The organism is Micromonospora sp. IBHARD003, assembly GCF_056106285.1.
Map to the genome: position 1 here is coordinate 4,339,453 of NZ_JBWBBX010000001.1, position 24,154 is coordinate 4,363,606.

General features: G+C 62.6%; 25 protein-coding genes. All 25 read left to right on the forward strand.

What is annotated here, in order from left to right; genetic code table 11:
* Positions 1-23: 23 nt before the first annotated feature.
* The 25 genes from ACTWOL_RS19310 to ACTWOL_RS19430 all read left to right on the forward strand — a co-directional run bounded on the left by ACTWOL_RS19310 (position 24) and on the right by ACTWOL_RS19430 (position 24,118).
* Positions 24-1,586 carry a terminase large subunit domain-containing protein gene (locus ACTWOL_RS19310; RefSeq protein WP_474297985.1) on the forward strand — a complete coding sequence of 521 codons (1,563 nt, stop codon included), beginning with the start codon at positions 24-26 and terminating at the stop codon, positions 1,584-1,586.
* A gap of 148 nt (positions 1,587-1,734) precedes the next feature.
* Entirely contained in the window at positions 1,735-2,970 is a 1,236-nt protein-coding gene (locus tag ACTWOL_RS19315) for a phage portal protein (protein WP_474301200.1), read from the forward strand.
* Positions 2,933-3,550: an HK97 family phage prohead protease gene (locus ACTWOL_RS19320; protein WP_474297986.1), complete on the forward strand. Its 618-nt coding sequence runs from the start codon at positions 2,933-2,935 to the stop codon at positions 3,548-3,550. Before ACTWOL_RS19315 ends, ACTWOL_RS19320 begins: the two co-directional genes overlap by 38 nt.
* Complete coding sequence (locus ACTWOL_RS19325) at positions 3,550-4,725, forward strand: phage major capsid protein (RefSeq protein WP_474297987.1); 1,176 nt, start codon at positions 3,550-3,552, stop codon at positions 4,723-4,725. The genes ACTWOL_RS19320 and ACTWOL_RS19325 overlap by 1 nt, the downstream gene beginning before the upstream one ends.
* A gap of 74 nt (positions 4,726-4,799) precedes the next feature.
* The gene (locus ACTWOL_RS19330) at positions 4,800-5,165 is read left to right on the forward strand and encodes a hypothetical protein (protein ID WP_474297988.1); all 366 of its coding nucleotides are present in this window, start codon (positions 4,800-4,802) and stop codon (positions 5,163-5,165) included.
* A 10-nt stretch (positions 5,166-5,175) separates the two neighbouring features.
* Positions 5,176-5,607 carry a hypothetical protein gene (locus ACTWOL_RS19335; protein WP_474297989.1) on the forward strand — a complete coding sequence of 144 codons (432 nt, stop codon included), beginning with the start codon at positions 5,176-5,178 and terminating at the stop codon, positions 5,605-5,607.
* A gap of 8 nt (positions 5,608-5,615) precedes the next feature.
* Entirely contained in the window at positions 5,616-6,620 is a 1,005-nt protein-coding gene (locus ACTWOL_RS19340; RefSeq protein WP_474297990.1) for a phage tail tube protein, read from the forward strand.
* Between the two features lie 36 nt (positions 6,621-6,656).
* Positions 6,657-7,085, forward strand: coding sequence for an HK97-gp10 family putative phage morphogenesis protein (locus ACTWOL_RS19345; protein ID WP_474297991.1), 429 nt, complete (start codon positions 6,657-6,659; stop codon positions 7,083-7,085).
* A gap of 2 nt (positions 7,086-7,087) precedes the next feature.
* Positions 7,088-7,348, forward strand: a complete 261-nt coding sequence (locus ACTWOL_RS19350; RefSeq protein WP_474297992.1) for a hypothetical protein — start codon at positions 7,088-7,090, stop codon at positions 7,346-7,348.
* Between the two features lie 275 nt (positions 7,349-7,623).
* Positions 7,624-9,951 (forward strand): phage tail tape measure protein, encoded by a 2,328-nt coding sequence (locus tag ACTWOL_RS19355; protein WP_474297993.1) that lies wholly within the window; start codon positions 7,624-7,626, stop codon positions 9,949-9,951.
* A gap of 45 nt (positions 9,952-9,996) precedes the next feature.
* Positions 9,997-10,800 (forward strand): phage tail family protein, encoded by an 804-nt coding sequence (locus tag ACTWOL_RS19360; protein ID WP_474297994.1) that lies wholly within the window; start codon positions 9,997-9,999, stop codon positions 10,798-10,800.
* 35 nt (positions 10,801-10,835) lie between these two features.
* On the forward strand, positions 10,836-11,870 hold the full coding sequence (locus ACTWOL_RS19365) for a hypothetical protein (protein ID WP_474297995.1): 1,035 nt from the start codon (positions 10,836-10,838) through the stop codon (positions 11,868-11,870).
* Positions 11,854-12,462 (forward strand): hypothetical protein, encoded by a 609-nt coding sequence (locus ACTWOL_RS19370; protein ID WP_474297997.1) that lies wholly within the window; start codon positions 11,854-11,856, stop codon positions 12,460-12,462. The genes ACTWOL_RS19365 and ACTWOL_RS19370 overlap by 17 nt, the downstream gene beginning before the upstream one ends.
* Positions 12,463-12,466: 4 nt before the next feature.
* On the forward strand, positions 12,467-12,709 hold the full coding sequence (locus tag ACTWOL_RS19375; protein ID WP_474297998.1) for a hypothetical protein: 243 nt from the start codon (positions 12,467-12,469) through the stop codon (positions 12,707-12,709).
* Between the two features lie 108 nt (positions 12,710-12,817).
* Complete coding sequence (locus ACTWOL_RS19380) at positions 12,818-14,539, forward strand: collagen-like triple helix repeat-containing protein (RefSeq protein ID WP_474297999.1); 1,722 nt, start codon at positions 12,818-12,820, stop codon at positions 14,537-14,539.
* Positions 14,540-14,616: 77 nt separating this feature from the next.
* Positions 14,617-15,384, forward strand: a complete 768-nt coding sequence (locus ACTWOL_RS19385; RefSeq protein WP_474298000.1) for a peptidoglycan-binding protein — start codon at positions 14,617-14,619, stop codon at positions 15,382-15,384.
* 104 nt (positions 15,385-15,488) lie between these two features.
* On the forward strand, positions 15,489-15,707 hold the full coding sequence (locus ACTWOL_RS19390) for a hypothetical protein (RefSeq protein WP_474298001.1): 219 nt from the start codon (positions 15,489-15,491) through the stop codon (positions 15,705-15,707).
* 66 nt (positions 15,708-15,773) lie between these two features.
* Positions 15,774-16,337 carry a deoxynucleotide monophosphate kinase family protein gene (locus ACTWOL_RS19395; RefSeq protein ID WP_474298002.1) on the forward strand — a complete coding sequence of 188 codons (564 nt, stop codon included), beginning with the start codon at positions 15,774-15,776 and terminating at the stop codon, positions 16,335-16,337.
* A 165-nt stretch (positions 16,338-16,502) separates the two neighbouring features.
* Positions 16,503-18,170: a hypothetical protein gene (locus ACTWOL_RS19400; protein WP_474298003.1), complete on the forward strand. Its 1,668-nt coding sequence runs from the start codon at positions 16,503-16,505 to the stop codon at positions 18,168-18,170.
* A 245-nt stretch (positions 18,171-18,415) separates the two neighbouring features.
* Positions 18,416-19,255 carry a hypothetical protein gene (locus tag ACTWOL_RS19405; RefSeq protein ID WP_474298004.1) on the forward strand — a complete coding sequence of 280 codons (840 nt, stop codon included), beginning with the start codon at positions 18,416-18,418 and terminating at the stop codon, positions 19,253-19,255.
* 135 nt (positions 19,256-19,390) lie between these two features.
* Positions 19,391-20,098 (forward strand): recombination directionality factor, encoded by a 708-nt coding sequence (locus ACTWOL_RS19410; RefSeq protein WP_474298005.1) that lies wholly within the window; start codon positions 19,391-19,393, stop codon positions 20,096-20,098.
* Positions 20,082-20,519, forward strand: coding sequence for an HNH endonuclease (locus tag ACTWOL_RS19415; RefSeq protein WP_474298006.1), 438 nt, complete (start codon positions 20,082-20,084; stop codon positions 20,517-20,519). Before ACTWOL_RS19410 ends, ACTWOL_RS19415 begins: the two co-directional genes overlap by 17 nt.
* A 155-nt stretch (positions 20,520-20,674) precedes the next feature.
* The gene (locus tag ACTWOL_RS19420) at positions 20,675-20,938 is read left to right on the forward strand and encodes a hypothetical protein (RefSeq protein WP_474298007.1); all 264 of its coding nucleotides are present in this window, start codon (positions 20,675-20,677) and stop codon (positions 20,936-20,938) included.
* A 100-nt stretch (positions 20,939-21,038) separates the two neighbouring features.
* Positions 21,039-21,551: a hypothetical protein gene (locus ACTWOL_RS19425; protein WP_474298008.1), complete on the forward strand. Its 513-nt coding sequence runs from the start codon at positions 21,039-21,041 to the stop codon at positions 21,549-21,551.
* A 137-nt stretch (positions 21,552-21,688) separates the two neighbouring features.
* A complete protein-coding gene (locus ACTWOL_RS19430; protein ID WP_474298009.1) occupies positions 21,689-24,118 on the forward strand; it encodes a phage/plasmid primase, P4 family in 2,430 nt (809 codons plus the stop codon).
* Positions 24,119-24,154: the final 36 nt, after the last annotated feature.

The following is a 24,154-nucleotide window of genomic DNA, read 5'->3' on the forward strand; positions in this document are numbered from 1 at the left end:
CGGTGCCACGATGGGGGGTGCGTGTGACCAGTCTTGATCCCGTCATCGCGCGCCACATTCCGACAGATGCGCCGTTCCTCTCCGAGGGGTATCGGGTTGCCAACTGGATTGAGCGGTTCTGCCGTCTTACTGGGTCATTCGCTGGCCAGCCCTTTCGGCTCTTGGGCTGGCAGCGCGAACTACTCGTTGACGCGTACGAACTTCAGCAAGACGCATTCGGCCGGTGGATCCGCAAGCACCGCATGTGCGTGGTCTGCATTGCCCGCAAAAATGGCAAAAGCACCCTTGCGGCGGCCATCATGCTTTACCACCTGATAGCCGATCGCGCTGACGCTCAGCGACAGATCATCGCTGCGGCCAATGACCGCAATCAGGCCCGAATGGTTTTCGATGCTGCAAAGCAGATGGTGACCGCTTCTCCGAAGCTCTCTGCCGTCTGCGACGTTCAGCGCGACGTGATCAAGTTCAAGGACTCCACCTATCGCGTGGTGTCGGCGGACGCCGGACGGCAACAGGGTCTCAATCCCTCAGCCGTGAGTCTCGATGAGTACGCGTTCAGTAAGACGGCTGACCTTTTCGATGCCCTCACGCTGGGAAGCGCTGCACGTCGCCAGCCGATTACGTGGGTCGTCTCGACGGCTGGCCCCGACCCTGACGGTCCGTTTGCCAAGCTCTGTGAGCAAGGTGAGCGGGTCAACTCCGGTGAGGCCACGGACCCCACGCTGTTTTACCGGAGTTGGGGTCCGCGCATTGGGGAGCAAGTCGATTACCTGGACCCTGATGTGTGGCGGGCTTGCAATCCCAGCTATGAGATTTTGAACGCTGCGGATTTCGAGGCTGCCGCCCAGCGGAGCACGGAAGCTAGCTTCAGGATTTACCGCTTGTCTCAGTTCGTTCGTGGTGCGTCGACGTGGCTCCCTCACGGCCTGTGGGACTCCCTTGTGGTAGACGACACCCTGAGCCCCGGTGACGCCGTGGTGTTGGGCTTTGACGGCTCCTGGAAGGGCGACAGTACGGCCCTAGTCGCTGCCCGCGTGCATGACCTTCGGGTGTTCGTCTTGGGTCACTGGGAGGCCCCGCCGGATGATGCACATTGGCGCGTCCCAATGGCGGACGTGCGGGAAGCCCTTCGCTCCGCGCTGGCAACGTACAGCGTGCGCAATCTGGTGGCCGACCCGTACCGGTGGGAAGAGACGCTAGAGAACCTTGAGGCCGAGGGATGGCCCGTTGAGGCATTCCCGACGAACTCTCTGAAGAGGATGGTTCCGGCGACTCAGGCCGTCTACGACGTGTGCCGTGATGGCCGTCTGTCGCATGACGGGGATCCCGCCCTTGCCCGGCACATCGGCAACGCGGTGCTTCGAGAGGACAAGTACGGCGCGCGCATCACGAAGGAGCATGCGTCATCCCGCCGAAAGATTGACCTAGCGGTTGCCATGATCCTTGCCGTTCACGGTGCAGTGATGTTCCGGGACGAGAACCCCCACCTGATTGAGACAGCGATTGTCGCCACGTGGGAAGACATGGACGGCCGCGTCATCAACGTCGGCTCCCCGGAGTTCGATCAGTACCTAGCAGACGACTAGGTCACCGAGTCATGTGACTCGGTGGTTCATTTCCATGAGGGGGGCTCACATGGGCTTTTGGCGTGCGCTCTTTCGGGGGCCATCCCGGGAAGTCGAGAAGCGGGCGCAGTGGGATCCGGTGTCGGATCTCTTTCCGATACCCGGGGCCATGTCAGCGGCCGGTCAGAAGGTGGATGCGAACAGCGCCCTTACGGTGTCCGCCGTATTTGCGTGTGTCCGTCTTCTGAGCGAGACGATATGCACGCTTCCGGTGGCCACCTATTCCCGAAGGGGAGGGGTGCGCAAGGAGATCAAGTCCCCGACGTGGCTGGACTATCCAACCGCTGAACCCGGTGGGCTCGGTCGCATCGACCTTCTGTCTCAAGTGGTGCTCTCTCTGCTGCTGGACGGCAACGCCTATCTAGCTGTTCTGTGGGACGGGCCGAACATCGTTGGCCTTGAGGTGCTGGACCCGAACCGCATCGACACACATACGGTCGTGGTGGACGGCAAACGCCGCAAGGTCTTCTATGTGGCCGACTATGACGACGACGGCAACGAGGTCGCTCTAGGTTGGTACACGACCAGGGACATTCTGCATATCCCCGGGATGATGCTGCCGGGCGAGTTCACCGGGGTTTCACCCATCGCATTCGCACGGGAATCCATCGGTCTGGCCATGGCGGCACAGACCTACGGGGCGAAGTTCTTCGCCAACGGTGCTATGCCCGGAGCGCTCATCGAAGTGCCGGGGGCCATGTCCGAAGAGGGTCTAGCCCGTGCTCGTGAAGCGTGGCGGCTTGCCAACTCGGGGGCCGAGAACGCGCATAGGGTCGCGCTGCTGACCGAGGGTGCCAAGTTCTCCAAGGTCGCGCTCTCGCCGGACGAAGCACAGTTCTTGCAGACGCGGCAGTTCCAGGTTCCGGAGATTTCCCGGATCTTCGGTGTGCCGCCCCACCTGATCGCGGATGCGACGAATTCAACTAGCTGGGGTTCGGGGCTCGCTGAGCAGAATCAGGCGTTCGCCATGTTCTCTCTGCGTCCGTGGCTTGAGCGCATTGAGTCCGGGTTTACCCGGCTGCTCTATGCGGAGACGGCAAACCGGCAGCTCTTCGTGAAGTTCAACTTGGACGGAATCCAGCGCGGGGCACCGAAAGAGCGCATGGACATGTACTCGGTCGGCTTGCAGCAAGGCATTTACAGCATCGATGAAGTGCGCGCATGGGAAGACCTGGAGCCCCTGCCGGATGGCTTGGGGGCGGCACATCGCGTGCCCATGAATCTTGCCGACGTTGCCGACGAGCCGGTTGAACCTGCGGCCATCGAGCCTCCGACCACAGACACAATCAAGGAGAGGGAACCGACCGTTGACGACCGAACGCCGGAACCTAGCCCGACCGGCTGAGGTTCGCTCCGAGGGTGACACCGTCACCATGCACGGATACGCGTACCGATTCAACGAACTGAGTCACGACCTAGGCGGGTTCCGGGAGCGGATCATTCCCGGTGCCGGTGCTGAATCGCTCCGCACGAATGACGTGCTTGCCACCTTCAATCACAACGTGAACCAGGTTCTTGGGCGGTCGAGTTCCGGCACGCTGCGAACCGGTGAGGACGGTGACGGCGGCTGGTATGAGATCGACCTACCGAACACATCCGTTGGCCGCGACCTTGCCGAACTTCTCAAGCGCGGCGACGTGCGCGGGAGTTCGATGACCTTTCGGGTCCTGGAAGGTGGCCAGCGCGTCCATGACGAATTGGACGCCGAGACCGGATTGCCCATTCGCGAGATCACGCGCATGGATGTGGCCGAACTAGGCCCGGTCCTCACTCCGGCGTACCCGACCACAGACGCCGGACTCATGCGCTCTATCGCGCTGACTCTCGGCATCACCGACCAGACCACCGAGTCACGTGACTCGGTGCCAGACCATCCAGCGCGTGATCTCGTCCGCGCACTTCTACACAAGGGGGGTGTCCAGTAGTGGACGCACAGACTCTGAGCGCGAACTTTGAGGCGCGCGAAAAGGCGGCTTCCGAACTCCGCACGCTCACCGAGGAGTTCGCCGGTAAGGACATGGATGCTGCGGCGCGCGAGAAGGAGACGCGCCTACTCGACGCCATTGCCGACTATGACGGCCGCGTAAAGCGTGGCATCGAGGCTCTGAACGCCGAGACGTCCGTCAATGCGCTCATGGCCGGACTCAAGGGCACGGGCAGCAAGCGTGCGACTCAGGACAAGCTGACTGAGGCTGCAACTCAGCTTCGGTCGCTGGGACTTCACCAGTCGGCCACGTTCGCCCCTGAGGCGCGCGCCGTGGATACGGTCACGGGAAAGAATGTCATCCCGCGCACGCTGTTCGGTCAGCTTCTGGCTGAGGCGGTAGAGCGTTCCACCGTCATGCGCAATGGCGCTTCTCTCCTGACCACGTCCGGGGGTGAGTCCATCGACTTCACCGTTGTCACCGGCCGTGCCTCTGCGGGCATTGTGGCGGAGAACGCCAACATTCCCGAGTCCACGCCGACCACGGTTGTTCGGTCCATGGGTGCCTTCAAGTACGCGTACGGCTCCGTGGTCAGCACTGAGTTCGTGCAGGATCAGGCGCTGGACCTGATTGGCTTCCTGGTCGGTGACGCTGGCCCGGCGCTGGGTCACGGCATGGGTACTCACTTTCTGGTCGGGACCGGTACGGGCCAGCCCAGGGGCATTGTGAATAGCGCTTCGGCTGCTGCGGCTACGTACGCGGCAACCGCGAAGGACACCACAGTTTCCGACGCGTTCATTGACCTGTTCTATGAACTGCCGTCTTCCTACCGCACGAATGCAACGTTCATCGTGGCCGACAAGACGGCCGCGCTCATGCGCAAGCTCAAGGACGCGAACGGCCAGTACATGTGGCAGAGCGCGCTGACGGTCGGCGCACCGGACACCTTCAACGGTCGCCCGGTCGCAACGGATGTGGCCATGCCGGAAGACAAGGTTCTTTTCGGTGACCTGAGTAAGTACAAGGTTCGCCTTGCCGGGCCGCTCCGTGTTGAGCGTTCGGTGGACGCCAAGTTCCAGTCCGACCAGATCGTCTACCGGTTCATTCAGAGGGCGGACGGTCTTCTCACCGACCAGCTCAGCGCGAAGGTCCTGACGGTCACCCCCAAGCCGTAAGGCATGGCGGGAAGTTGAGGGGTGACCACCCAGTCACGTGACTCGGTGGTCACCCCTTCCTTGAGGGGGTGAACGTGTCCTACGCAACGGTGGAAGAAGTCCGCGCGCTGGACGGCATAGAAGACGCTTCACTTTTCCCGGACGGCACGCTTTCCGACGCGATTGCCTACGCAGTCGAGATCGTTGAGAGCTACTGCGGCCGGAAATGGGAAGGGACCGATGCGCCTCCGGAAACGATCCGATGGTGCGTGCGGACTCTCGCCCGTCAGTACTGCCTAGACCTTGTGTCCCGTGTGCCGGACCGGGCGCTACAGCTTCAATCCGAATTCGGATCGGTCCAACTGGCGCAGGCTGGCGGCACATGGCGGCCGACTTCCCTGCCCGAGGTGAACGCGCATTTGAACCGGTATCGCGTCAGGCTGCCGTTCATCTTCATGTAAGGGGGCAACTATGGCGTTTGTATTCGATGCAAAGGTTGCGCTTTTCGACTGCCTCAAGGCAGCCGTCCCGGCAGGAGTGCAAACCACCTTCGCCGAGACTGGCAAGCAAGACCGGCGGCAACAGGTATGGCTAGGAGCTACCGGAGACGAAGAGCTAGCGGCCGTGGCCATGAGGCAGGGGCCGCGCAAGCCTACGAGCGTCACAAGCTACGTGGACGTTCACGCGCTGGTCATCTCGCCCGGGGATCCGATAGGCGCTGAGAGGACCGTTTATGGCCTCCGTGACGCCATTGCCGACGCCTGCCGGGCACTGGCTCCGGCCACTGTGCCGGGGCTACTCGACGTGCGGCCGGAATCCTCCGAATCGGAGACGGCCGAATCAACTGACGGCGCGTACGCCGCACTGACTGTCCGCGTGAGGATTCGCGGGCGCATCACTTAGGGGGAGGCATGGCGCTAGACGCTGCCATCGGTATTGGCAAGGAGTCCGCATACGGCACGGCCGCAACGTCCATGCTGGGCTATGAGGGCAAGTCCGACTCGTGGAAGACCACACGGGAGTTCATCGAAAGTGTGGGCTTCCGTGCGGGCATGCAGACGGCCCGCGCCGACCGGCGAAACGTCATCAATATGGGCGGGGAAGGGGAATTGGAAGTCGACGTACTCGACGCCGGTGCGGCTGCCCTTCTCTCCGCAGCATTCGACGCCTACAACGGCGGCACCGCCAACGCTTCAAGCGGACTGACCACGCATGTATTTGAGAGCGCGGCGAACACGGCTTCCCCGTCGTTTACGGCTCAGATGACCAGGCCGACCACCGACGGCAAGTCGGTCGCGTACAAGCACGTCGGGTGCGTGGTCACAGAGTGGGAACTGACTGCCGAGGTAGAGAACGCTGTCAGCCTCAAGGCGACGTTCGACTTTCAGGACGTCTCGCATTCGGACAAGCCGACTGACGCGCTGCCGATCACGTACCCCGAAGAGGCGTACGTCTACGACTGGACCCGCACAGCCATCGCTCTGACCATCGGCGGCAAAGCCGTCACGATGGACGCGAACAAACTGGAGCTGTCCGCCGACCGGGGCATGAAGGTTGACCGGCGCTTCCTGCGGGGCAACGCCCTCAAGAAGACCCCCGTACGAGCGGCCATGCCGACGTACGAGGGCACGCTAGAGGGAGAGTTCACCGCCGATGCGCTCAAGCTGTATGAGGCGTTCATAGGCGGCACCGTGGCCTCACTGGTCGTTGACTTTGCTGGCATCACTCCCGGCACGTCCATGCGCATCGAGTGCCCGGCAGTCCAGTTCACGGGCGACAGCCCCGAAGCGGCCGTTGACGACGTCACCACCGTTGAGCTTCCGTTCCGCGTGCTGGACCCGGGTGACGGCCGTGCTGCGCTCAAGCTGACCTATGTAGACCCCACTCCGGGATTCACTCCGCCCGCTCCGCAGTGACCACCGAGTCACATGACTCAGTGACAGGGGGCGCGCGTGGCCGGTTCCCGGTTCTCGGTTCAGGTTGAGGGTCTGAACCAACTGAAGAAGACCCTTCGGCAACTCAAAGACAAAGACCTCTCGAAGCGGGTCCGGGAGGTCAACAAGGAAGCGGCGGAGATCGTCAAGCCCGATGCTCAACGCGGAGTTCCGCAGCACATGCGGACACCGAAGGACAACAAGAAATACCGGCCCGGGAAACTCGCCCGATCGGTAAAGGTCGTCGCGTCGGCCAACTCCGCTGCTATCAAGGCGGGTACCGCATCCCGCGCGCCCTATGCCGGGGCGATCCACTTCGGCTATCCGAAGCGGGGCATTCGCCCCAACCGCTTTCTCTACCGGGCCATGGCCCGCAATAGCGAGAAGGTTTCTGAGACGTACGAGCGTGAGATCACCGCCGTACTCCGCAACAAATTGGAGAGCTGATTATGGGCAAGAAGAACGCTTCCGAGATTCTTTCTCTGGATATCGACAGCCTTTCGATCGATGAGATCGAGATCATCGAAGACATCATTGACGGCCCCCTCGATCAGCTTGCCAAGCCCGGTGCGCGAAAGGCAAAGCTACTCCGTGCCATGGCCGTTGTGATCAAGCGGCGAGAGGATCCGTCGTTCTCGGCTGAGGACGCGGGCAAGCTCCGCATCGAGTTCAAGAAGAAGCCCGTGGACCCTTCCACGCTCAGCGGGTGATCGCGTGCGCGCGTCTGGTCGGCCACTTCCGGGGGCTCACGTGGTCGGACGTACGCGCACTTCCGCTGAGGGACTTCAACACGCTGGTCGATCAGATGACGGCCGACGTTGAGGAGCAACAGAAGGCGGAGCGCCGCGCATCACGCGGACGTTCCGGGGGGCAGGTGCAGGGGGAGCACCGGACGCCCGTCATGACCTGATTCTCACTCTGCGTATAGCAAAACCCTATGCCGGCACCCCCGCGGGATATACGCACAGTTACAACGGGGGTTCTGATGGCTAAGCCGATCACGATTACCTTGCTGGGTGATCTAGACGATCTCAGCCGCTCGCTCAGCGACGGGGCAACGGACGTAACGAACTTCGCGGACCAGGTCGAGGACGCTCTACGGGCGGCTACCGAAGAGGCTGGACGTCTCGGGGACGAAGTTGCCCACGGTGCCGACGACGCAAGCGACGGGATCAGCGGCCTTGCCGACAAGTTCGGCGGGCTCGCTGCTGCTGCTGGCGTTGCCGTGGGCGCGTCGCTGTTCGCAGGGATCAATGAGGCCATGGACCGCGAGAAGGGAAATGGCCTTCTCGCTGCGCAGCTCGGTGCCAACCCGGATGAAGCGAAGCGGTTGGGTGAGGCAGCCGGGGCGGTCTATTCGGCCGGTTACGGCGAATCCATCGCAGATGCCAATGAGGCGTTGAAGTCTCTTTGGCAACAGGGCCTTGTGCCTGCCGGTGCCACGGCAGGGGAAATGGCCAACATTTCCAAGAAGGCCATGGACGTTGCCAGCGTCCTTGGCGATGAAGTCGGACCGACCGCGAACAGCGTCGGGCAGATGCTCAAAACGGGAATGGCAAAGAACGCCGACGAGGCGTTTGACATTCTTGTTCGCGGCGCTCAGGTCGGCGGCAACAAAGCCGAAGACCTCTTGGACACCTTCAATGAGTATTCGGTCCAGTTCAAGAAAGTCGGTCTTGACGGCAAAACCGCGATGGGCCTGATCTCTCAAGGACTGCAAGGCGGAGCCCGTGACGCCGACCTGGTGGCCGACGCCATCAAGGAATTCAGCATCCGCGCTATCGACGGCAGTGCGACAACGGCGGCAGGCTTCAAGGCGATCGGCCTTGACGCAAAGGATATGGCCGCCAAGATTGCCGCCGGTGGCCCCTCAGCCGAGAAGGCGCTAGGGCTCACCCTTGACAAGCTCCGGGCCATCAAGGACCCAGCGGAGCGAAGCGCGGCAGCCGTCAGCCTCTTCGGAACCCAGGCAGAAGACATGGGTTCGGCCTTGTACAAGCTCGATGTGAGCACGGCCGTTAGCGGTCTGGGCAAGGTCGATGGTGCAGCGAAAGCCGCTGGCGACACGATGCATGACAACGCGTCACAGAAGATCACGGCCTTTTGGCGGGGGCTTCAGACGCTTGCGGTCGACGTGATCGGCGGGACGGTTCTCCCGGCCATCGAGGGGCTAGCGGGCAAGTTCGCCACGCTGGGTCAGTGGATGGAGACGAACAAGACCCCCATCCTTACCGTGGCGGGAATCCTCACGGCCGTCATGCTGCCCGCCCTCATTCAATGGGGCGTTCAGTCCGTGGTCTCCGGGGCTCAGGCGGTAGGGGCGTGGGTCACATCGGCAGCAACGGCCACCACGTCCGCACTGACCCAGGTAACGGCCTCATGGTCGGTGGTGGGCGGCTGGCTCAAGGCAGGCGTTCAAGCAGTCATATCCGGTGCCATCGTCGTAGGCCAGTGGGTTGCGGGCGCTGCTGCCGCCATCCTCAACGGCGGAATCATGGTCGCTCAGTGGCTTCTCATGGGCACCCAATCCATGATCCAGGCAGCCCGCATGGCTGCCGCGTGGCTCATCGCCATGGGTCCCATTCCGCTGATCATTGCGGCCGTCGTGGGTCTGGCCGTACTCATCTGGCAGAACTGGGACACCATCAAGCAATACACGCTGCTCGCCTTTAACTGGGTGTGGGACAAGATCAAGGGCATTTTCGAGTTCATCAAGAATCTGTTCCTGAACTTCACCGGACCCGGACTGCTGATCAAGCACTGGGACACCATTTGGACGGCAACGAAGAACACGTTCAACGCTGTGAAGAACTTCGCGTCAGATGCACTCAATGCCGTGGTCGGATTCGTCCGGTCACTTCCCGGGCGCGTCCTTGCAGCAGGCGCAGCACTGCTGAACGCCGGAAAGTCCATCGGCGGATACGTGATCGACGGAATCAAGAACGGCTTGTCCAAACTGGGTGGCTTCGCAGCGTCCTTGGGATCCGCCGTGACGTCGGCCGCCAAGGGGGCAATCAATAGCGTCATCGACCTGTTGAACTGGGCCATCCCCAACAAGCTGGGATGGGGGGCGCTTTCCATCGATATCCCCGACAACCCCATTCCGAAGATCCGGGCCATGGGTGGTCCGGCGTCGGGCCTTACTCGCGTGGGTGAGCGCGGCCCGGAGTGGGTGAACCTGCCGGGAGGCTCCCATGTGATCCCGAACCACGCGGGACCAGCGACGGCAGGCGTGACAGTCAATGTGACCAGCACCGCCGACCCGTTCGCAATCGGGCGTGAAGTCGCTTGGGCGCTTCGGGTTGCGCGCTAGCACCGAGTCACGTGACTCGGTGCCACATCTCAAGAGGGGGAATTCATGGCGGAGTTGGGTGACTGGACATGCGAGTACAACGGCCTGGTCGTCGGGTCGTCCGATTCCGCCGTGTCCCTCGTGGCCGTTGACGGTCTTCTCTCGCTGCCGGACATGCGCACGGCGGATCTCGCCCTAGTGCAGCGCCACGGGCTCTATCCCGGGGATGACTACATGGGGGGCCGAGCAGTCACGCTGACGCTTGAGGTCTACGGCAGCACCGGGGAGGCGTTCACGGAGGCGCTGAACGCCGTGTACGCGGCCTTCGGGCCAGCCGAGAGGGAAATCCCCCTACGGTTCCGATTCCCCGGCGTAGCGGGCGGACGGACGGCTTACGTCAATGTCCGCCCGCGCAAGCGAAGCGCACCGCTTGACCTGCACTTCGCGTACTCCGTGTGCAACGTGGTGGTCGAACTCTTCGCCACCGATCCGTACATCTACGCGGACGCGCCGGTTTCGCTCGCGCTCTCCGCTCCCTGGCAGGGGTCTGATCCCAAACTTCGGTTCTCTCAGGTGGGGTCCGTGCCAGCGCTGCCGGTCATCAAGCTGACCAATGCGAAGGATTGCGTGATCAGGGACGAGATATCCGGCCAGTGGTTCGGTATGACCAATCTTGCTGGCGGGCTCACCATCAATTCCGAGACTCAGGCGCTCACGGCTACGGCCAGCGGAACCGGTTTCAACGACCGTATTACGGCGGGCTCCACGTGGCCCGAATTCGCATTCGGTGATCACCGCCTTTCCATGACGACGCTTGCCGTGAACAGTCCGACAACGGCTGAGATCACGTGGCGAGACCGGTGGGTGTGATGACGTCGGCCAGATACTCAGTCGTACAGACCAACGTGAAGACCGGAAACGTCGTGGCCCGCCTGCCGGTCACGGGCATCGAATACGTGGACACACTCAACGGGGCAGGCACGGCAAGCGTGGGCATACCGCTGCATGCGCCGGAAGCCGACCCGTCCACTCTCCTCCCCGGTGCCAGCGGGCTTGCCATCCTGCGGGACGACACCCCCGTGTGGGGAGGCATTCTGTGGGGCGCGACGGCTGACCTGAGCGCGGGAACGCTGGCACTGTCAGCATCCGGCTATCACTCGTACTACGCCCACCGGTACCTAGACAGCAGCAAGGGCTACAGCCGAAAGAACGCAGACCAGTCGACCCTACTCAAGGACTGGATTTCCTACGCCAACACCAACGGGGGAATCGGAACCGACACATCGGCGATTGCGACGCGAGGACGTACCGCCACGCGTGAATGGTCGTTCTCCGAATTCAAGAAGGTCTCGGAAGCCATCGAGGAACTTGCCGATGATCTCGACGGATTCAATTTCCGGTACGAACCTTATTGGGTGACCACCGGTACCCGCATCGGGAATCGCTTCAGGGTCGTGAAGCGGGGAGCGGAAACCTACCCCCAGCTTGAGCACCGCGTGAGCTGCAACGTGACCGGCGTGACCTACGACGGCACCCAGCTCGCTACGCAGGCATACGCATTCGGTGCGGATCTCGGCACTTGGATGAAGCCCTTTGCCACGTCCAGCAATCCGGCGCTGACAACGCCACGCATGGTCACGGTGGCGACCTATTCAGACCTGAAAGCCTCCGGGCAACTCATCCCCAAGGCCGCCGCGCTCGCAACGGTGGGCAGTCAGCCGATTGCCGTGCCAACCCTCACGCTCTATCCCCAACAGTTCAGCCCCGTGCAATTCCAGCCCGGTGCCGTCGGTACCGCTATCGCTGATTCCGGATACGTCGCGCTCATGGAGCAATACGTCATTACGGAACGGCGGGTCGGTGTGGATGGCAACGGGACTGAAACCGTATCGCTGGCTCTCGCAAGCAAGGAGGTATTCGACAATGGCAATTCAGGCTAACGCCCTACCGCCTTCGCTGGTGGCCGAGATCAATGAACTCAAGCGCCGGATCAACGCGCTTGAACGCAAGCCGAGACCCGGAAGCGTGAATGAGCGGCTGCCCGTCGGCATGATTCAGAGCCCGTCACTTGAGGGCACACAGGGTGCCGAGTTCACTCACGGCCTAGGAATCATCAACACGACTGGGCTGAATCAGCCGGTCATCATCGCTGCGCTTCCCTTCCACATTCCGTGGGACAGGGGTGCGGCAATGGACGTGTCCGTGACCGTATGGCTTGAGGACGGAGTCACGGGAGGTAAGACCAAGGAAGTCACGCTGAACAAGGCTTTGGATCAGGGGGGATGGACGCGAACGCTGACGTTCTCCTGGATCCACCCTCAGCCGATCGGCTTTGACGATGACCTGGTGTACAAGCACGTCAAGATTGCGTACCGGGTTAATAAGCGTGTCACCGCATCGGACGGCGAATCCCTGACAGTCGGTGTCGGCCTACCCTCCATCGTGGTCGGGATCCCACTGGGGACGTACAAGGAAGAGTCGACCGACGGAAACCCGCGCATCGATGGTGCCCTAACCCCCGTACAGGACTGAGCCCATGGATCTGTCACGCCTGTACGGGTCAGTTGAAATCGTTGCGCCCCTGCTCGTCTTTCTCGCTATGTCTCTCCGCAGATTCCGTACGGGAATGGAAGCGTCATGGAAAGAGGAGGCGGAAGCCTATCGGGCGAAAGCGGAAAGGCAGTCGGAAGAGCTTGCCGAACTACGGGCCGAAGTCCGCGCACTGCGAAGCGAGAACGCTGAACTCCGCGCACAGATAGCCGAACTGCTGCGGCGCTAGCCCGCACATTCACACCCAACAGGCCACCGAGTCACGTGACTCGGTGGCCTTGCCTGCACCTAGGGGGACCCATTGGCGACATTGCCGAGCAGTATTCCAACCGTCGTCGTGCACGGTACCTACCTCGGTCCGGACGGTCGGGCGCTGGCCGGAACGGTGACGTTCAATGCGCCCGCACTGCTGACGTTCCCGGACAGTGACATATTCGTAGCGGGTCCTGTCGTGGCTGTGCTGGACGAGAACGGCCGGTTCTCGGTTCGCCTACCGGCGACGGACGCGCCCAACATGCAGCCGTCCGGCTGGTCTTACACCATCAAGGAGAACCTTTCCGGGGTCATCGGCGGGCGCACCTACAGCGCACTGCTGCCCAAGGCGACGGCAGACGTCGACCTAGCCGACATTGCGCCAGCCGATCCGACCACCCCCAATTTCGTGCCGGTTGCCGGATCGCAGATCTTCACGGGCTCCGCTCCGCCCACGTCGACGCTGGGCCGTGACGGGGATTTCTATACGCAGTACGACACCCGAACTCTGTTGGGGGTCACGTCCACCACGGTCACGATGTGGACCCGCGCGGCGGGCTCATGGGTCAGAGTGGGTGACGCGGTGCGCGGATCCGCCTGGTATGTGAGCACGAGTTCTACGCCGAGTGCTGACACAAAGCCCGGTGACTTCCTTCTCAGGGCGGACACGGGCGACGTGTGGCAGCGCGGCGCGTCCAGTTGGGGAAACCCTGTTGCGAACCTCAAGGGCCCCAAAGGTGACAAGGGCGATATCGGCGCTCAGGGGCCGAAGGGCGACGCGGGAGCGGCCAGCACCGTTCCCGGTCCGAAGGGCGACAAGGGCGACCCTGGTGCGGCAGGCGCGACCGGTGCCACGGGCAGCCAAGGCCCGAAGGGTGATAAGGGCGACCCCGGTGCGGGATCCGTGAACAGCGTGAACGGCGACCTAGGCCCGGCAATCGTTCTAGACGCTGCCGACGTTGGGGCAATCCCCGTGACCGCCAGAGGGGTTGCCGGTGGCGTGGCCACACTCGACGCCTCCGGGTTTGTGCCGTCGTCTCAACTCTCAATCCCGTCCGGCGTGGTGACCACAGTCAACGGCAAGAGTGGGCCGACCGTGACTCTCGCGGCTGCCGACGTGTCCGCGCTGGCAGCCTCAACACGTGGAGCGGTCAACGGCGTTGCTTCGCTGGACGCGTCGGGAGACGTGCCCATTGCGCAGATTCCCAACGTCGCCCGGAATACGTGGACGCCTCAAGCGCTGGGCTTTGCCGCGTGGTCGGTCGATCCTGCGGCAGTTGCCAACCCTGCGGCCAAGGCTGCCGTGATCAAACGGCTCTACATGACCGGTATCAACATCACTGAAACCACCCAGGTGAATGCAGTTGTTGTGTTCGCCCGTGGTTGGGCGGGTTCAACAGCCGTACCCGCCGCCCGATTTCTGGCAGGCATCTACAGCGAAGCAGGAACGCGCGTAGCCGCCTCCGCAACCATTTCCAGCGTTCCCGCCCCTGGTGCCGACAGTGCCCCCGGAGCGAAGAACAACCACATTGGCGCGGTGCCGCTGAAATTGTCGGCAACCGTCACGCTCCAACCTGGAAGGTACTGGGCGGCATTCCTGATGACCGCAGGGTCAGCGACGGATTTCTACTACATGCACGTACAGAACGAATCACCTTCGGCCCCCGCGAACTTCCATTTGGGAAGCGTCTTTCATCGCGCATGGGCGGCAGAGGGCGACAACTACACGGCACTGCCGACCACGGTCAACCAACTGACTGGGGAAGTCGGCATCGATCCGGCAGTCATGGCGTTCGCCATGGTCTAGCACCGAGTCACGTGACTCGGTGGTCACTGCCCCGTCCGGAAACCTCCGGGCGGGGCCTCTTCATAGGGGGAAACAGAATGGCCCGATTCAGTGGCGCTACCTGGCGACCGATTCCGCGCAATTTCACGGATGGTGGACAGGATGCCGTTTACGGCGTCGTCATTCACATCATGGACGGCAGTCTTGGCGGCACCGACTCTTGGTTCCGCAACCCGCAGGCTGAGGCGTCCAGTCACTTCGGGACTGGCAGAAGCGGTCAGCTCTACCAGTGGGTTGACACTGCCGACCGGGCATGGGCTCAGGCGGGCGGAAACCGTACCTGGCTCTCCGTTGAGAATGAGGGGCGCGGCGGGGACTCGCTGACGTCCGCTCAGATCGACCGGTGTGCCGAAGTGCTGGCGTGGGCTCACAAGACCTACGGCGTGCCGCTTCAGCTCACCACAAGCACCACGGGACGTGGTCTCGGCTATCACGGCATGGGCGGCGCTGCATGGGGCGGCCACACGTCGTGCCCCGGCAGCAAGGTCATTGCCCAGCTTCCCGAGATTCTGAAGCGCGCCAAGGCGCTTGCGGGTGAGAAGCCCACGCCGACCGGCTACCAGCCCTACCCCGGTACGGCCTGGTTCAAGAAGAACCCCCGGAGTCCTGTCGTCACGGCCATGGGCAAGCGCCTGGTAGCCGTCGGCTGCTCCGCCTACAAGTCCGGTCCGGGTCCCCAGTGGACTGACGCTGACCGGGCTTCCTACGCGAAGTGGCAGCGCAAGAACGGATACAGCGGTACCGACGCTGACGGCTGGCCCGGCAAGACCACATGGGATGCCCTCAAGGTTCCCCGCGTCTCGTAACCCTCCGTGAATTCCGCGGGCGTCGCTATGTCCGATTCTGGCCGTAAAGCCAGGAGCCGGCGGCGCCTGAAATCTATACAGACAGTAACGAAAGAGGAGTTCAAATGACCTTCGTCAAGGCTCATGCAACCCGCTTCTACGCCGCCCTGGTGGCCGTGCTCGCCCTGGTGGCTCACTACGTGCCGTCGCTGCCGTCCGCGCTCATCCTGGGTGTTGCTGCGGCCGTGCTCGGTACCGGTGAGGCAGTACAGCGCATCGAGGACGGCAAGACCCTGGACGCGCTGGCAACTGCCGGAATCGTCGCCCGGCACCGCGAGCAGTAAAGCGGGGCAACCGTCGCGCTCTCGGGATTAGGGAGTTCACCACCTAGTCCCGAGAGGCAACCCCAAATGGGATATCCGAACATCGCGCTTATCGGCCGTGCCCGATCCGGCAAGGACACCATCGCGGCACGACTGATAAGCCGATACGCGTACACCCGCATCGCATTCGCTGACCCGCTCAAGGAAATGGCCTTGAGTATCGACCCAATTGTTGCCTATGAGCCGTCCGGCTACGGCCCCTTGCCGACACGGCTGAGCGCCGTTGTGCAGCGCTACGGATGGGAGAAGGCGAAAGGCCGCTTCCCTGAAGTCCGGCGCACGCTACAGCGCACCGGGCAGGGGGTGCGAGACCAGGAGTCCGGTCACTGGCTCAGTCTCGCGCTGGACAAAGTGGCCGTAGCCGACACGTGGAATCTTCCGGTCGTCGTCACTGACTGCCGGTACCCGAATGAGGCAGAGGCGCTGAAGGCGCGTGGGTTTCGACTGGTCCGGATCCTGCGCCCCGACGTCGTCAACGCAGCGCCAGATCATGTGAGCGAGTCTGCGCTAGACGACTTCCCTGTCGACGTGGTCATTGCCAACGTGGGCACCGTGGAAGACCTCAACTCCCTTACAGACAAGCTAGTTTGATGCCATGACACTCGAATATTTCTGCCCCTCATCTGCATCTGTGCAGGTGGGGGGCTTTCGTGTGTTCGGACCACCGAGTCACGTGACTCGGTGCCTTGTGTGCGCACGCGCGCGTGTGCCATTGTTGGCCCCGCGAGACACCGGGGCGGGATCGAGGGGGGGACAGTGAGCGGCTACACCATCAAGTACAACCGCACCACGAACCACATTGATGGGCTCACCATCCGGACCACTGGCGGCGGTAAGGACATGGGAGACCATGTGTCCTACTACGCCGAGAACGCTTGCGGGTCACTGACCCGGTACCGCTTCGCGCAGGGCGCTACGTACGCCACGCTGGCCGAAGTGCTCGAAGCCGCACGCAAGAGTGTGCGCAAGCTCTGCAAGACCTGTGAGAAGGCTGCTGAGGCACAGATTGCCGCCGAAGCTGAGATGAAGAACGAGGGGGCCAAGATGGCTGCACGGCGACTCAAGCTGAGTGAGGTTCGGGGCGACGTCAGGGTTGGCGCAACGGCCGCAGGGAATTCGACCATTCACGCTCTCAAGGAAGTGGACGAGCGCGGGCGGAACATTCCGTACTGCCCGACCCGGACGAAGGACCCCATCCGTTCCTGGGGACCCGCACACGAGCAGAAGGCGGACCTTCAACTCTGCGTCAAGTGCAGCCCGTTGGTTCCCACCGGCCCGGTTGAGGTCACGGAAGCAAATATCGAGATCCCGGGACTTGGGCGCACCGTGCCCGCTACGGTGATCACGCCGGTTAACGACGAGAAGACGGAGAAAGCCACCATGGCCGCGAAGACGATGGACAAGGCCGCTCAGGAAAAGGCCGCTGAGGGGATCCGGGCCGACATTGAGCGCCTGCCGTCTCTCATCGCTGAGGGCAAGGATGATTCCGCGAAGGAGCTGACCGAGGAAATCGGCAAGGCCATCCCGAAGATCACCGGAACCGGTGCGGCTGCCATTAAGGCCAAGCTCCGCGCTGAGCTGACGAAGGCAGATAAGGAAGCCAAGAAGGCAAAGGCCGACAAGGAGAAGGCCGACAAGCCTGCCAGCAAGGAAGTTGCGGTCAGCAAGGAGACTAGCCTTGAAACGGCCCTTGCCGACAAGGACATTCAGGGGCTGGTCGCGAAGGGCCAGGAGCAAGTCAAGACCCTTGCGATTTCCAAGTTCAAGGGTGGCCACGAGGTTGCGGAAACCATCCTGGATATCCGCACCCGCATTCTGAACAAGAACGGTCACCCTGACCTGAATGCCGACAGCGATGCGGCGAAGAAGAGTGCAAACCAGGTCTTCGACGGTCTCCTTGAGGGACTGCCGGAAGAGGGCGAAGACGAAGCGGCCGACGCGATCCGCGCCGAAGTCGACAGCATCAAGAAGAGCTACAAGAACTCCATCCGGGATGCCCGCGCGCGATACCTGAAGTCGCTGGACAACTCGCCGGAAGAAGCCAAGAAGTACGCCTACGCCCTTGAGGCGCACCCGGACAAGAAGCCGTCCGAAGCGGTGGCGGAGTTCCACGGGTACGAACTCCGCACCCGTGCCGAGATCGCCAAGGCGGACCGAGAGCGCAAGGCCCTGGAGCGCAAGAAGGTCGAGGACGCTGTCAAGGCTGGCGAACTCTCCGAAGAAGAGGCAGCCGAAGCGCTGAGCGTGGACGGAGTCGAGAAGACCCCGAAGGAACTGCGCGCCGCGTACGTCAAGCGCGTGGCGAACTCCTGGAAGAAGCAAGTGAAGGAGATCCGGGGCATTGAGGACGCCGACGAGCAGGAAGAGGCGTTGGACGAGCTGACGGCTCTCCTTTCCGCGCTGCGCAAGGAACTCAAGGCGTAACGCCTAGAGCAAGAGAAGCCCCCGACCCTCCATCAGCAAGGGTCGGGGGCTTTCTCGTTCAGACCACCGAGTCACGTGACTCGGTGCCCTGAGCGCCCACCTGAGCGCCTCCTAGCCCCGTCTGGCCCCCTCGGTCGGGCGGGGCCTCTCCGTGCCCACAGACGGCCACACAGGGCCTCTCGGGCGGCATGGCAACCCTTGCGCTCCCCCGTAGGTGACAGGACACCTACCCGAGGGGGATGCGCGTGGGACGCGTACGCACAATTCAGCGCGGCGGAAGCCGCTTCTACATTCATCCGGAGCGCCCGGAGATCAAGGTGCCCGGTGTCACGTCAGTCGTGGGAATGCTGCCTAAGCCATTCCTGATGTACTGGGCCGCGAAGATGACGGCCGAACTCGCCGTTGACAGCCTGCCTTTCGTGGCACAGATGGCCGAGCGTGACCGGCAAGGCGCAGTCGACTACCTCAAGGGCGCTGCCCGCAGGTACACAAAGCTGCGCGCCGACGTGGGCTCTCACGCACATGACCTCTTTGAGCGCATGATCCGGGGTGAGTACGTCGGCAGCGTGCATCCGGACCTTGAGCCGTACCGCATCCAGTTCGCTGCGTTCCTTGAGGCCGTGAACCCCCGTCTTGAGCGGGCGGAAGACGTCGCATGGAGCGATGAGCACGAGTACGCCGGATCGTTCGATGCTGTTCTCACGGTGTGGCTGAACGACGACGGCAAGCCGACGCCGGACCGGTCGGGTACTCCGCATCTGCTCATGGCCGACTGGAAGACCAGCAAGGGCACGTACCCGGATGTGGCGCTTCAGATGAGCGCTTACGCGAACGCCGACCGGATCATTTCCCCGGACGGTCAGAGTGAGCCAATGCCGGAGTTTGACGGTGCGGCCGTACTCCACATCACGCCGGAACTCTGGGAGTTCAAGCCCGTACGCATTGACGCAGAGATCTTCTCGTTCTTCCTTGCACTGCGACGGGTTTTCACGTGGGACCGGGATGCCTCCAAGACGGTTCTTGGGCGCGCTATCGCCAAGAGCGCCGGTGGTCTCGTGACCGGCACTCAGCGCCGCGCCAAGTAGGCGGGAAACTTCCGCGCTCTAGGTCAATCAGAAGGGGCGGACGAGAGGCAGACCCCACCGAGTCACGTGACTCGGTGACAGGCGGTCCCTCCCGTTCGCCCCTCTTCCATCCCCGCATTCATGAGGAGCGAACGCATGTCGCTACTGACCATTTTCGAAACCGACCCCAACGCCAAGCCTGAGCCTAAGAAGACGTTCAGTGATGACACGGTGGGTCGATTCCATTCCGGCCGCCAGGTGGATGACGTTCCCGAGGCGCTTTCGGAGTGGCGTATTTCCACGGGGGATCCCGTGGTTGCGCAGGCCGTTGCTCAGCTTTTCGGCGGAGAGCCCATAGAGACGGATTCGCGCGGTGAGAACTTCATCGATGTCTTCACCGACCGGGATTCCATTCCGATCGTTCTCGACGGCCCGAAGTCCATCTATGCGGATCTGAAGCTGTGGAACCGGAACAAGTTGGTTCATCACTGCGACGGCACCCGCTTTCTGAGTCCGGACGAAAAGAAGGGCAAGTCGTGCAACTGCCCGGAGCTTTTCGCTGAGCGCAAGCAGGCGGCGAAGGACTTCATAGGCCCTGCCCCTTCCATCACGATCACGTTCCGACTGGCGGATGATCCGGAACTCGGTGTGTTCAAGTTCCAGAGCGGCAGTTGGGTCATGGCGAGCGTGCTGCACGAGTATGAGAACGCCCTAGCGGCCATCGATGGTCCGGCGCTGGCTGAACTCGCACTTGAGCTTGTCGAATTCACCATTAAGAAAGGCAAGAACAAGGGGCTGAATGTCAGCTACTACAAGCCCACCCTGAGCGTGCTCAAGTCCTGGAACGATGCAATTGCCGACTGAGCCCAAGCCGCTTGAAGAGCTTTTCTGGTCGAAGGTTGATAAGTCGGGGGACTGCTGGGTGTGGGGGGCTTCCCGCTTCCCAACCGGGTACGGACAGTTCCGAAACAGGCGACTTCCCACAGCGTTTGCACACCGAGTCGCATTGATTCTTGGCGGGGTTGCAGTGCCTAGCGATGCGGTGGTGTGCCACGTATGTGACTACCCGCCATGCGTTCGGCCAGACCATCTCTTTGTCGGCTCCCAAAGCGATAACGCAATCGACATGATGAAGAAGGGAAGGGGGCGGGGGCAGTTTCGGTCTCCAGGCGCTTATTGCCAGCGGGGGCATTCCAACTGGTATGTGATGCCGAACGGGAATCGAAGCTGCCGTGAATGCAGGCGGCTCCGATATCAAGAGCGGAAGCGAAGCGCGAATGCTTAACGATATCCGGGCTTGGTTGCGAGATTCAGCAGACGAAGTCATCCGTTCGCCCCTGTGGGAGTTCCCCCCGGAGGCGCGCAGGGCGGTCATACATGAGAGACGACGACGCTTCGGCGTGAACGACGACGAGGGGAATCACATTGGCTAAGAGAGGCGTGGTCACCGACTATGCGGGGGAAGAGCTATACCCCGGTGACCTCATCAACTACAGCGCCCGGCAGGGGAATCGGGTCCGCGCATCCGACGCGATCATTGAGCGCGTCACGGCCGTTCTGGTGGATGGCAGGCTGCGGCCCATGCTCAAGGTGCAGCCGACCGGCACAGAGAGTGGGTTTGCGAAGCGCCGGACCATGCGCGCCGAATGGATCAGCGCTGAACACGCGCGGCTCATCGTGCCGGACGTGAGGCGCGGCAACTAGGCACACATCAAGGGCCGGACAGTTCCCAACTCAGGGGATTGTCCGGCCCTTTGGCATGCGAACACCGCGTCACGTGACTCGGTGAATGGGGGGAAGAGGAGTGGCCAATCCGAACAAGGTCAAGGGGACTCAATGGGAATCCGACGTACGTGACTATCTGAACTGCGCGCTATGTCTGGTGGACGAGTACGGCAAATTCCTTGACCCGTTCAATGCGTACAACGTCCGGCGTCCAGCGCAAGAGGGCTCCGCCGACGTGGGCGACGTACACGCGGTTCCGTTCGTCTTGGAGTGCAAGAACGTGAAGCGGCCGAGCGTCCCCACGTTCATTCGGCAAGCGGAGATTGAGGCACTGCACGCGGGCTTCCCGTACGGGGTCGCCGTGGTCAAGATGCCACGTCTCAACGTCCGGCGCGGGAAGGTCTACGTGGGCATTCGGACATGGACCCGCGTGCGCCTGGCGCTCGGTATGAGCACGCGGGAGTTTGCGGAACGCTACGCCTTCACGCCATCGCTGCGGGGGCTTGAAACGGGGCGCTGGTACATGGCCACGGAGCTGGAAGCCTTCGCCGGACTTCTGGCCGAGGTGCGCGCCAGGCGTGACGTTCAGTGAGATTTCACCCCGGCGCCGGCACCGGTCTAACGGGCAAAAACGGACATGGCGGGCTCCGCGGAACTCACAAGGAGTAATGCAGCGATCCGGGCAACCTTCGCGCTCAAGAGGCGAGTGAACGAAGGAGGGGCAACGAAATGCAGTTCACTCAGATACTCGCCCGGTTCGCGGACGTAACCGAACAGAGCGATGGCGGATACCTCGCTCTCTGCCCGGCACATCAGGACTCTCGACCGTCTTTGCGCATCTGGCGGGGGGATGACGGCAAGGTCCGCATCACGTGCCGGGCAGGGTGTCCAACTGAGAAGGTCATCGACGCCGTGGGGCTGGCGTGGGGTGACCTCTTCAATGCGACCGGTCCCGGTGCCACCGTGCCGCATGAGCGTCCCTCGCTGATTGGTCCGGGGCCAACTGCCGCACTGGCCGCCTACGTCGACCGCACCGTTGATTGGCTGCACGACAGTACTTCTCAAGTGGGAGCCGAAGCGCTCGCGTACGCGGCTGGCCGTTTCGGAGTGGACGACGAAACAGCCCATGAGCTTTACCTAGGTGCTGACGAAGGTTTCAGCTTCCCCCATTTCCCGTACCGGTCAAGGGCGTTCACGCGCTTTCCCCGACTGACTGTTCCCCTTCTCGACTTCAACGGCGTAGCCCGTGGCTTGCAGGGGCGGGACCTCAGCGGCCAGTGCCCGGGACGCTGGGTGTCCCTACGCAACCCGAAGGGGGAGCGGTGGGCTTCCTACGGCGTTCTGCGGGGGCAGGGTGGCTACGGGGTCACCATCGTCTCTGAGGGGCCGGGAGACGGCCTCACGGTCGTGGCCGTCGGGTATGACGCGGTAATCATCCGGGGTGCCGCACTTGCCGGAAGTCCCGATCTACTGGCGGAACTTGCCGACGGACTCAAGGGCACTCAGGTGATCGCTGCCGGGGACAACGATGACGCCGGACGACGCTTCAACCGGGCCTTGGCTGAGGGACTGAAGCCGCACGGCATAGACGTCTACGGCCTTGATATTCCCAACGTGGGCGACGATCTCACCGAATGGCGGGGCCGTGACGCCCACGCCTTCCCTCTCGCGCTTCACCGCGCGGTCAAGTCCGCACGCCCCGTGCTGAGTTCACAGGAAGACGAAGCCCAAGCCGTATCCGCTGAGCTGACCGACCGCACTGGTACAGACGTTGTGACGCGCGACGACGGTACCGAGGCGGCACGCATCCTCGCTGGGCTCATCAACCGGTACGGCGAGAGTGACGCCATGAACGCCCATGCTCTTGTGGCGTGGTCGGACGGCTGCATTCGCTATGCCCCGGGCTTGGGCTACTACGTGTGGAACGGCCAGACGTGGCAGCGCTCCGAAGTCCGCGTACGGCAAGAGATTCACCGCATGGGGGCTGCTCTCGTTCTCGCTGGCGAGACTCAGAAGGCGCGTGGCTTCACCATGACCACGCGAATTGACGCCCTGATGACGGAGCTTCGCAGCGTGCCCACCGTGCACGTGGACGCTTCGGAATTCGATAACCGGCCCGAACTCTTGAGCTTCAAGAACGGGACGGTGGATCTTCGGACCGGTGAACTCCGTCCGCACGACAAGCGCGACATGCTCACGTACCGGCTTGATCTCAACTACAACTCCGAAGCGCCATGCGACCGTTGGGAACAGTTCCTCGCAGAGATCTTTCCCGGCGACCCGGAATTGCCTGCGTACTTCCAACGTCTCGTTGGCTACGGAATCACCGGAAGCAACGCCGAACAGTGTTTCTGTGTCGCGTGGGGAAAGGGTGCCAACGGCAAGTCAGTTGCGACAGACACCCTTACGGCCGTCTTCCGCTCGATCAGCCGCACTACGCCCTTCGCCACCTTTGAAGAGAAGCCGTCCGGAGGCATTCCAAATGACTTGGCGGCGCTGAGGGGTTCGCGTCTGGTCATGGCCTCTGAGGGAGAGTCCGGCAAGCCCATGTCGGAAAGCGTACTCAAGCGCGTAACCGGCAAAGACGAAGTGGCCGCAAGGTTCCTGCGGCAAGAGTTCTTCACTTTCAAGCCGACGTTCCTTCTGATCCTCGCTACCAACCACCGACCCAAATTCAAGGGTCAGGACGAGGGGCTTTGGCGGCGCGTGAAGCTCTTGCCCTTCACTCGCTGGTTCGCTCCGCACGAGCGGGATTACAGCCTTGACGCCAAGCTCATGAAGGAAGCCGAAGGTATCGCCGCATGGGCGGTGCGCGGTGCAGTCGAGTGGCACCGGGGCGGGCTCCAAGACCCCGACGCCATCACGAAAGCCAGCAACGAATACCGGCGGACCAGTGACGCGCTCGCCGGGTTCCTTCCTGGCGTGCTTGAGCAGTGCGACGACTCCCACATCATGAACGGCAACGACGCCTTCAATCACTATTTGGATTGGTGCGAAGCGGAGAACCTGCCGCAGAAGGAGCGATGGACCCGGCGCACGTTCTACGCCGCTCTTGAGGAACGAGGCGTTACCCGCATCATTAAGCGCGCCGGTGTCGCCCTTGCTGGCATCCGGTCAGCGGATTCAGCCCCTGACGGCACCGGAATATTCGCCAAGTAACAAAGCCCGCATAGGCCACCGAGTCACGTGACTCGG

What these genes read in the sequence shown, in the direction of transcription:
- ACTWOL_RS19390 (WP_474298001.1), top strand. Translation starts at nt 15,489, where the DNA reads ATGACCTTCGTCAAGGCTCATGCAACCCGCTTCTACGCCGCCCTGGTG.
- ACTWOL_RS19340 (WP_474297990.1), top strand. Translation starts at nt 5,616, where the DNA reads ATGGCGCTAGACGCTGCCATCGGTATTGGCAAGGAGTCCGCATACGGC.
- ACTWOL_RS19355 (WP_474297993.1), top strand. Translation starts at nt 7,624, where the DNA reads ATGGCTAAGCCGATCACGATTACCTTGCTGGGTGATCTAGACGATCTC.
- ACTWOL_RS19335 (WP_474297989.1), top strand. Translation starts at nt 5,176, where the DNA reads ATGGCGTTTGTATTCGATGCAAAGGTTGCGCTTTTCGACTGCCTCAAG.
- ACTWOL_RS19430 (WP_474298009.1), top strand. Translation starts at nt 21,689, where the DNA reads ATGCAGTTCACTCAGATACTCGCCCGGTTCGCGGACGTAACCGAACAG.
- ACTWOL_RS19360 (WP_474297994.1), top strand. Translation starts at nt 9,997, where the DNA reads ATGGCGGAGTTGGGTGACTGGACATGCGAGTACAACGGCCTGGTCGTC.
- ACTWOL_RS19315 (WP_474301200.1), top strand. Translation starts at nt 1,735, where the DNA reads ATGTCAGCGGCCGGTCAGAAGGTGGATGCGAACAGCGCCCTTACGGTG.
- ACTWOL_RS19375 (WP_474297998.1), top strand. Translation starts at nt 12,467, where the DNA reads ATGGATCTGTCACGCCTGTACGGGTCAGTTGAAATCGTTGCGCCCCTG.
- ACTWOL_RS19395 (WP_474298002.1), top strand. Translation starts at nt 15,774, where the DNA reads ATGGGATATCCGAACATCGCGCTTATCGGCCGTGCCCGATCCGGCAAG.
- ACTWOL_RS19415 (WP_474298006.1), top strand. Translation starts at nt 20,082, where the DNA reads ATGCAATTGCCGACTGAGCCCAAGCCGCTTGAAGAGCTTTTCTGGTCG.
- ACTWOL_RS19370 (WP_474297997.1), top strand. Translation starts at nt 11,854, where the DNA reads ATGGCAATTCAGGCTAACGCCCTACCGCCTTCGCTGGTGGCCGAGATC.
- ACTWOL_RS19350 (WP_474297992.1), top strand. Translation starts at nt 7,088, where the DNA reads ATGGGCAAGAAGAACGCTTCCGAGATTCTTTCTCTGGATATCGACAGC.
- ACTWOL_RS19410 (WP_474298005.1), top strand. Translation starts at nt 19,391, where the DNA reads ATGTCGCTACTGACCATTTTCGAAACCGACCCCAACGCCAAGCCTGAG.
- ACTWOL_RS19385 (WP_474298000.1), top strand. Translation starts at nt 14,617, where the DNA reads ATGGCCCGATTCAGTGGCGCTACCTGGCGACCGATTCCGCGCAATTTC.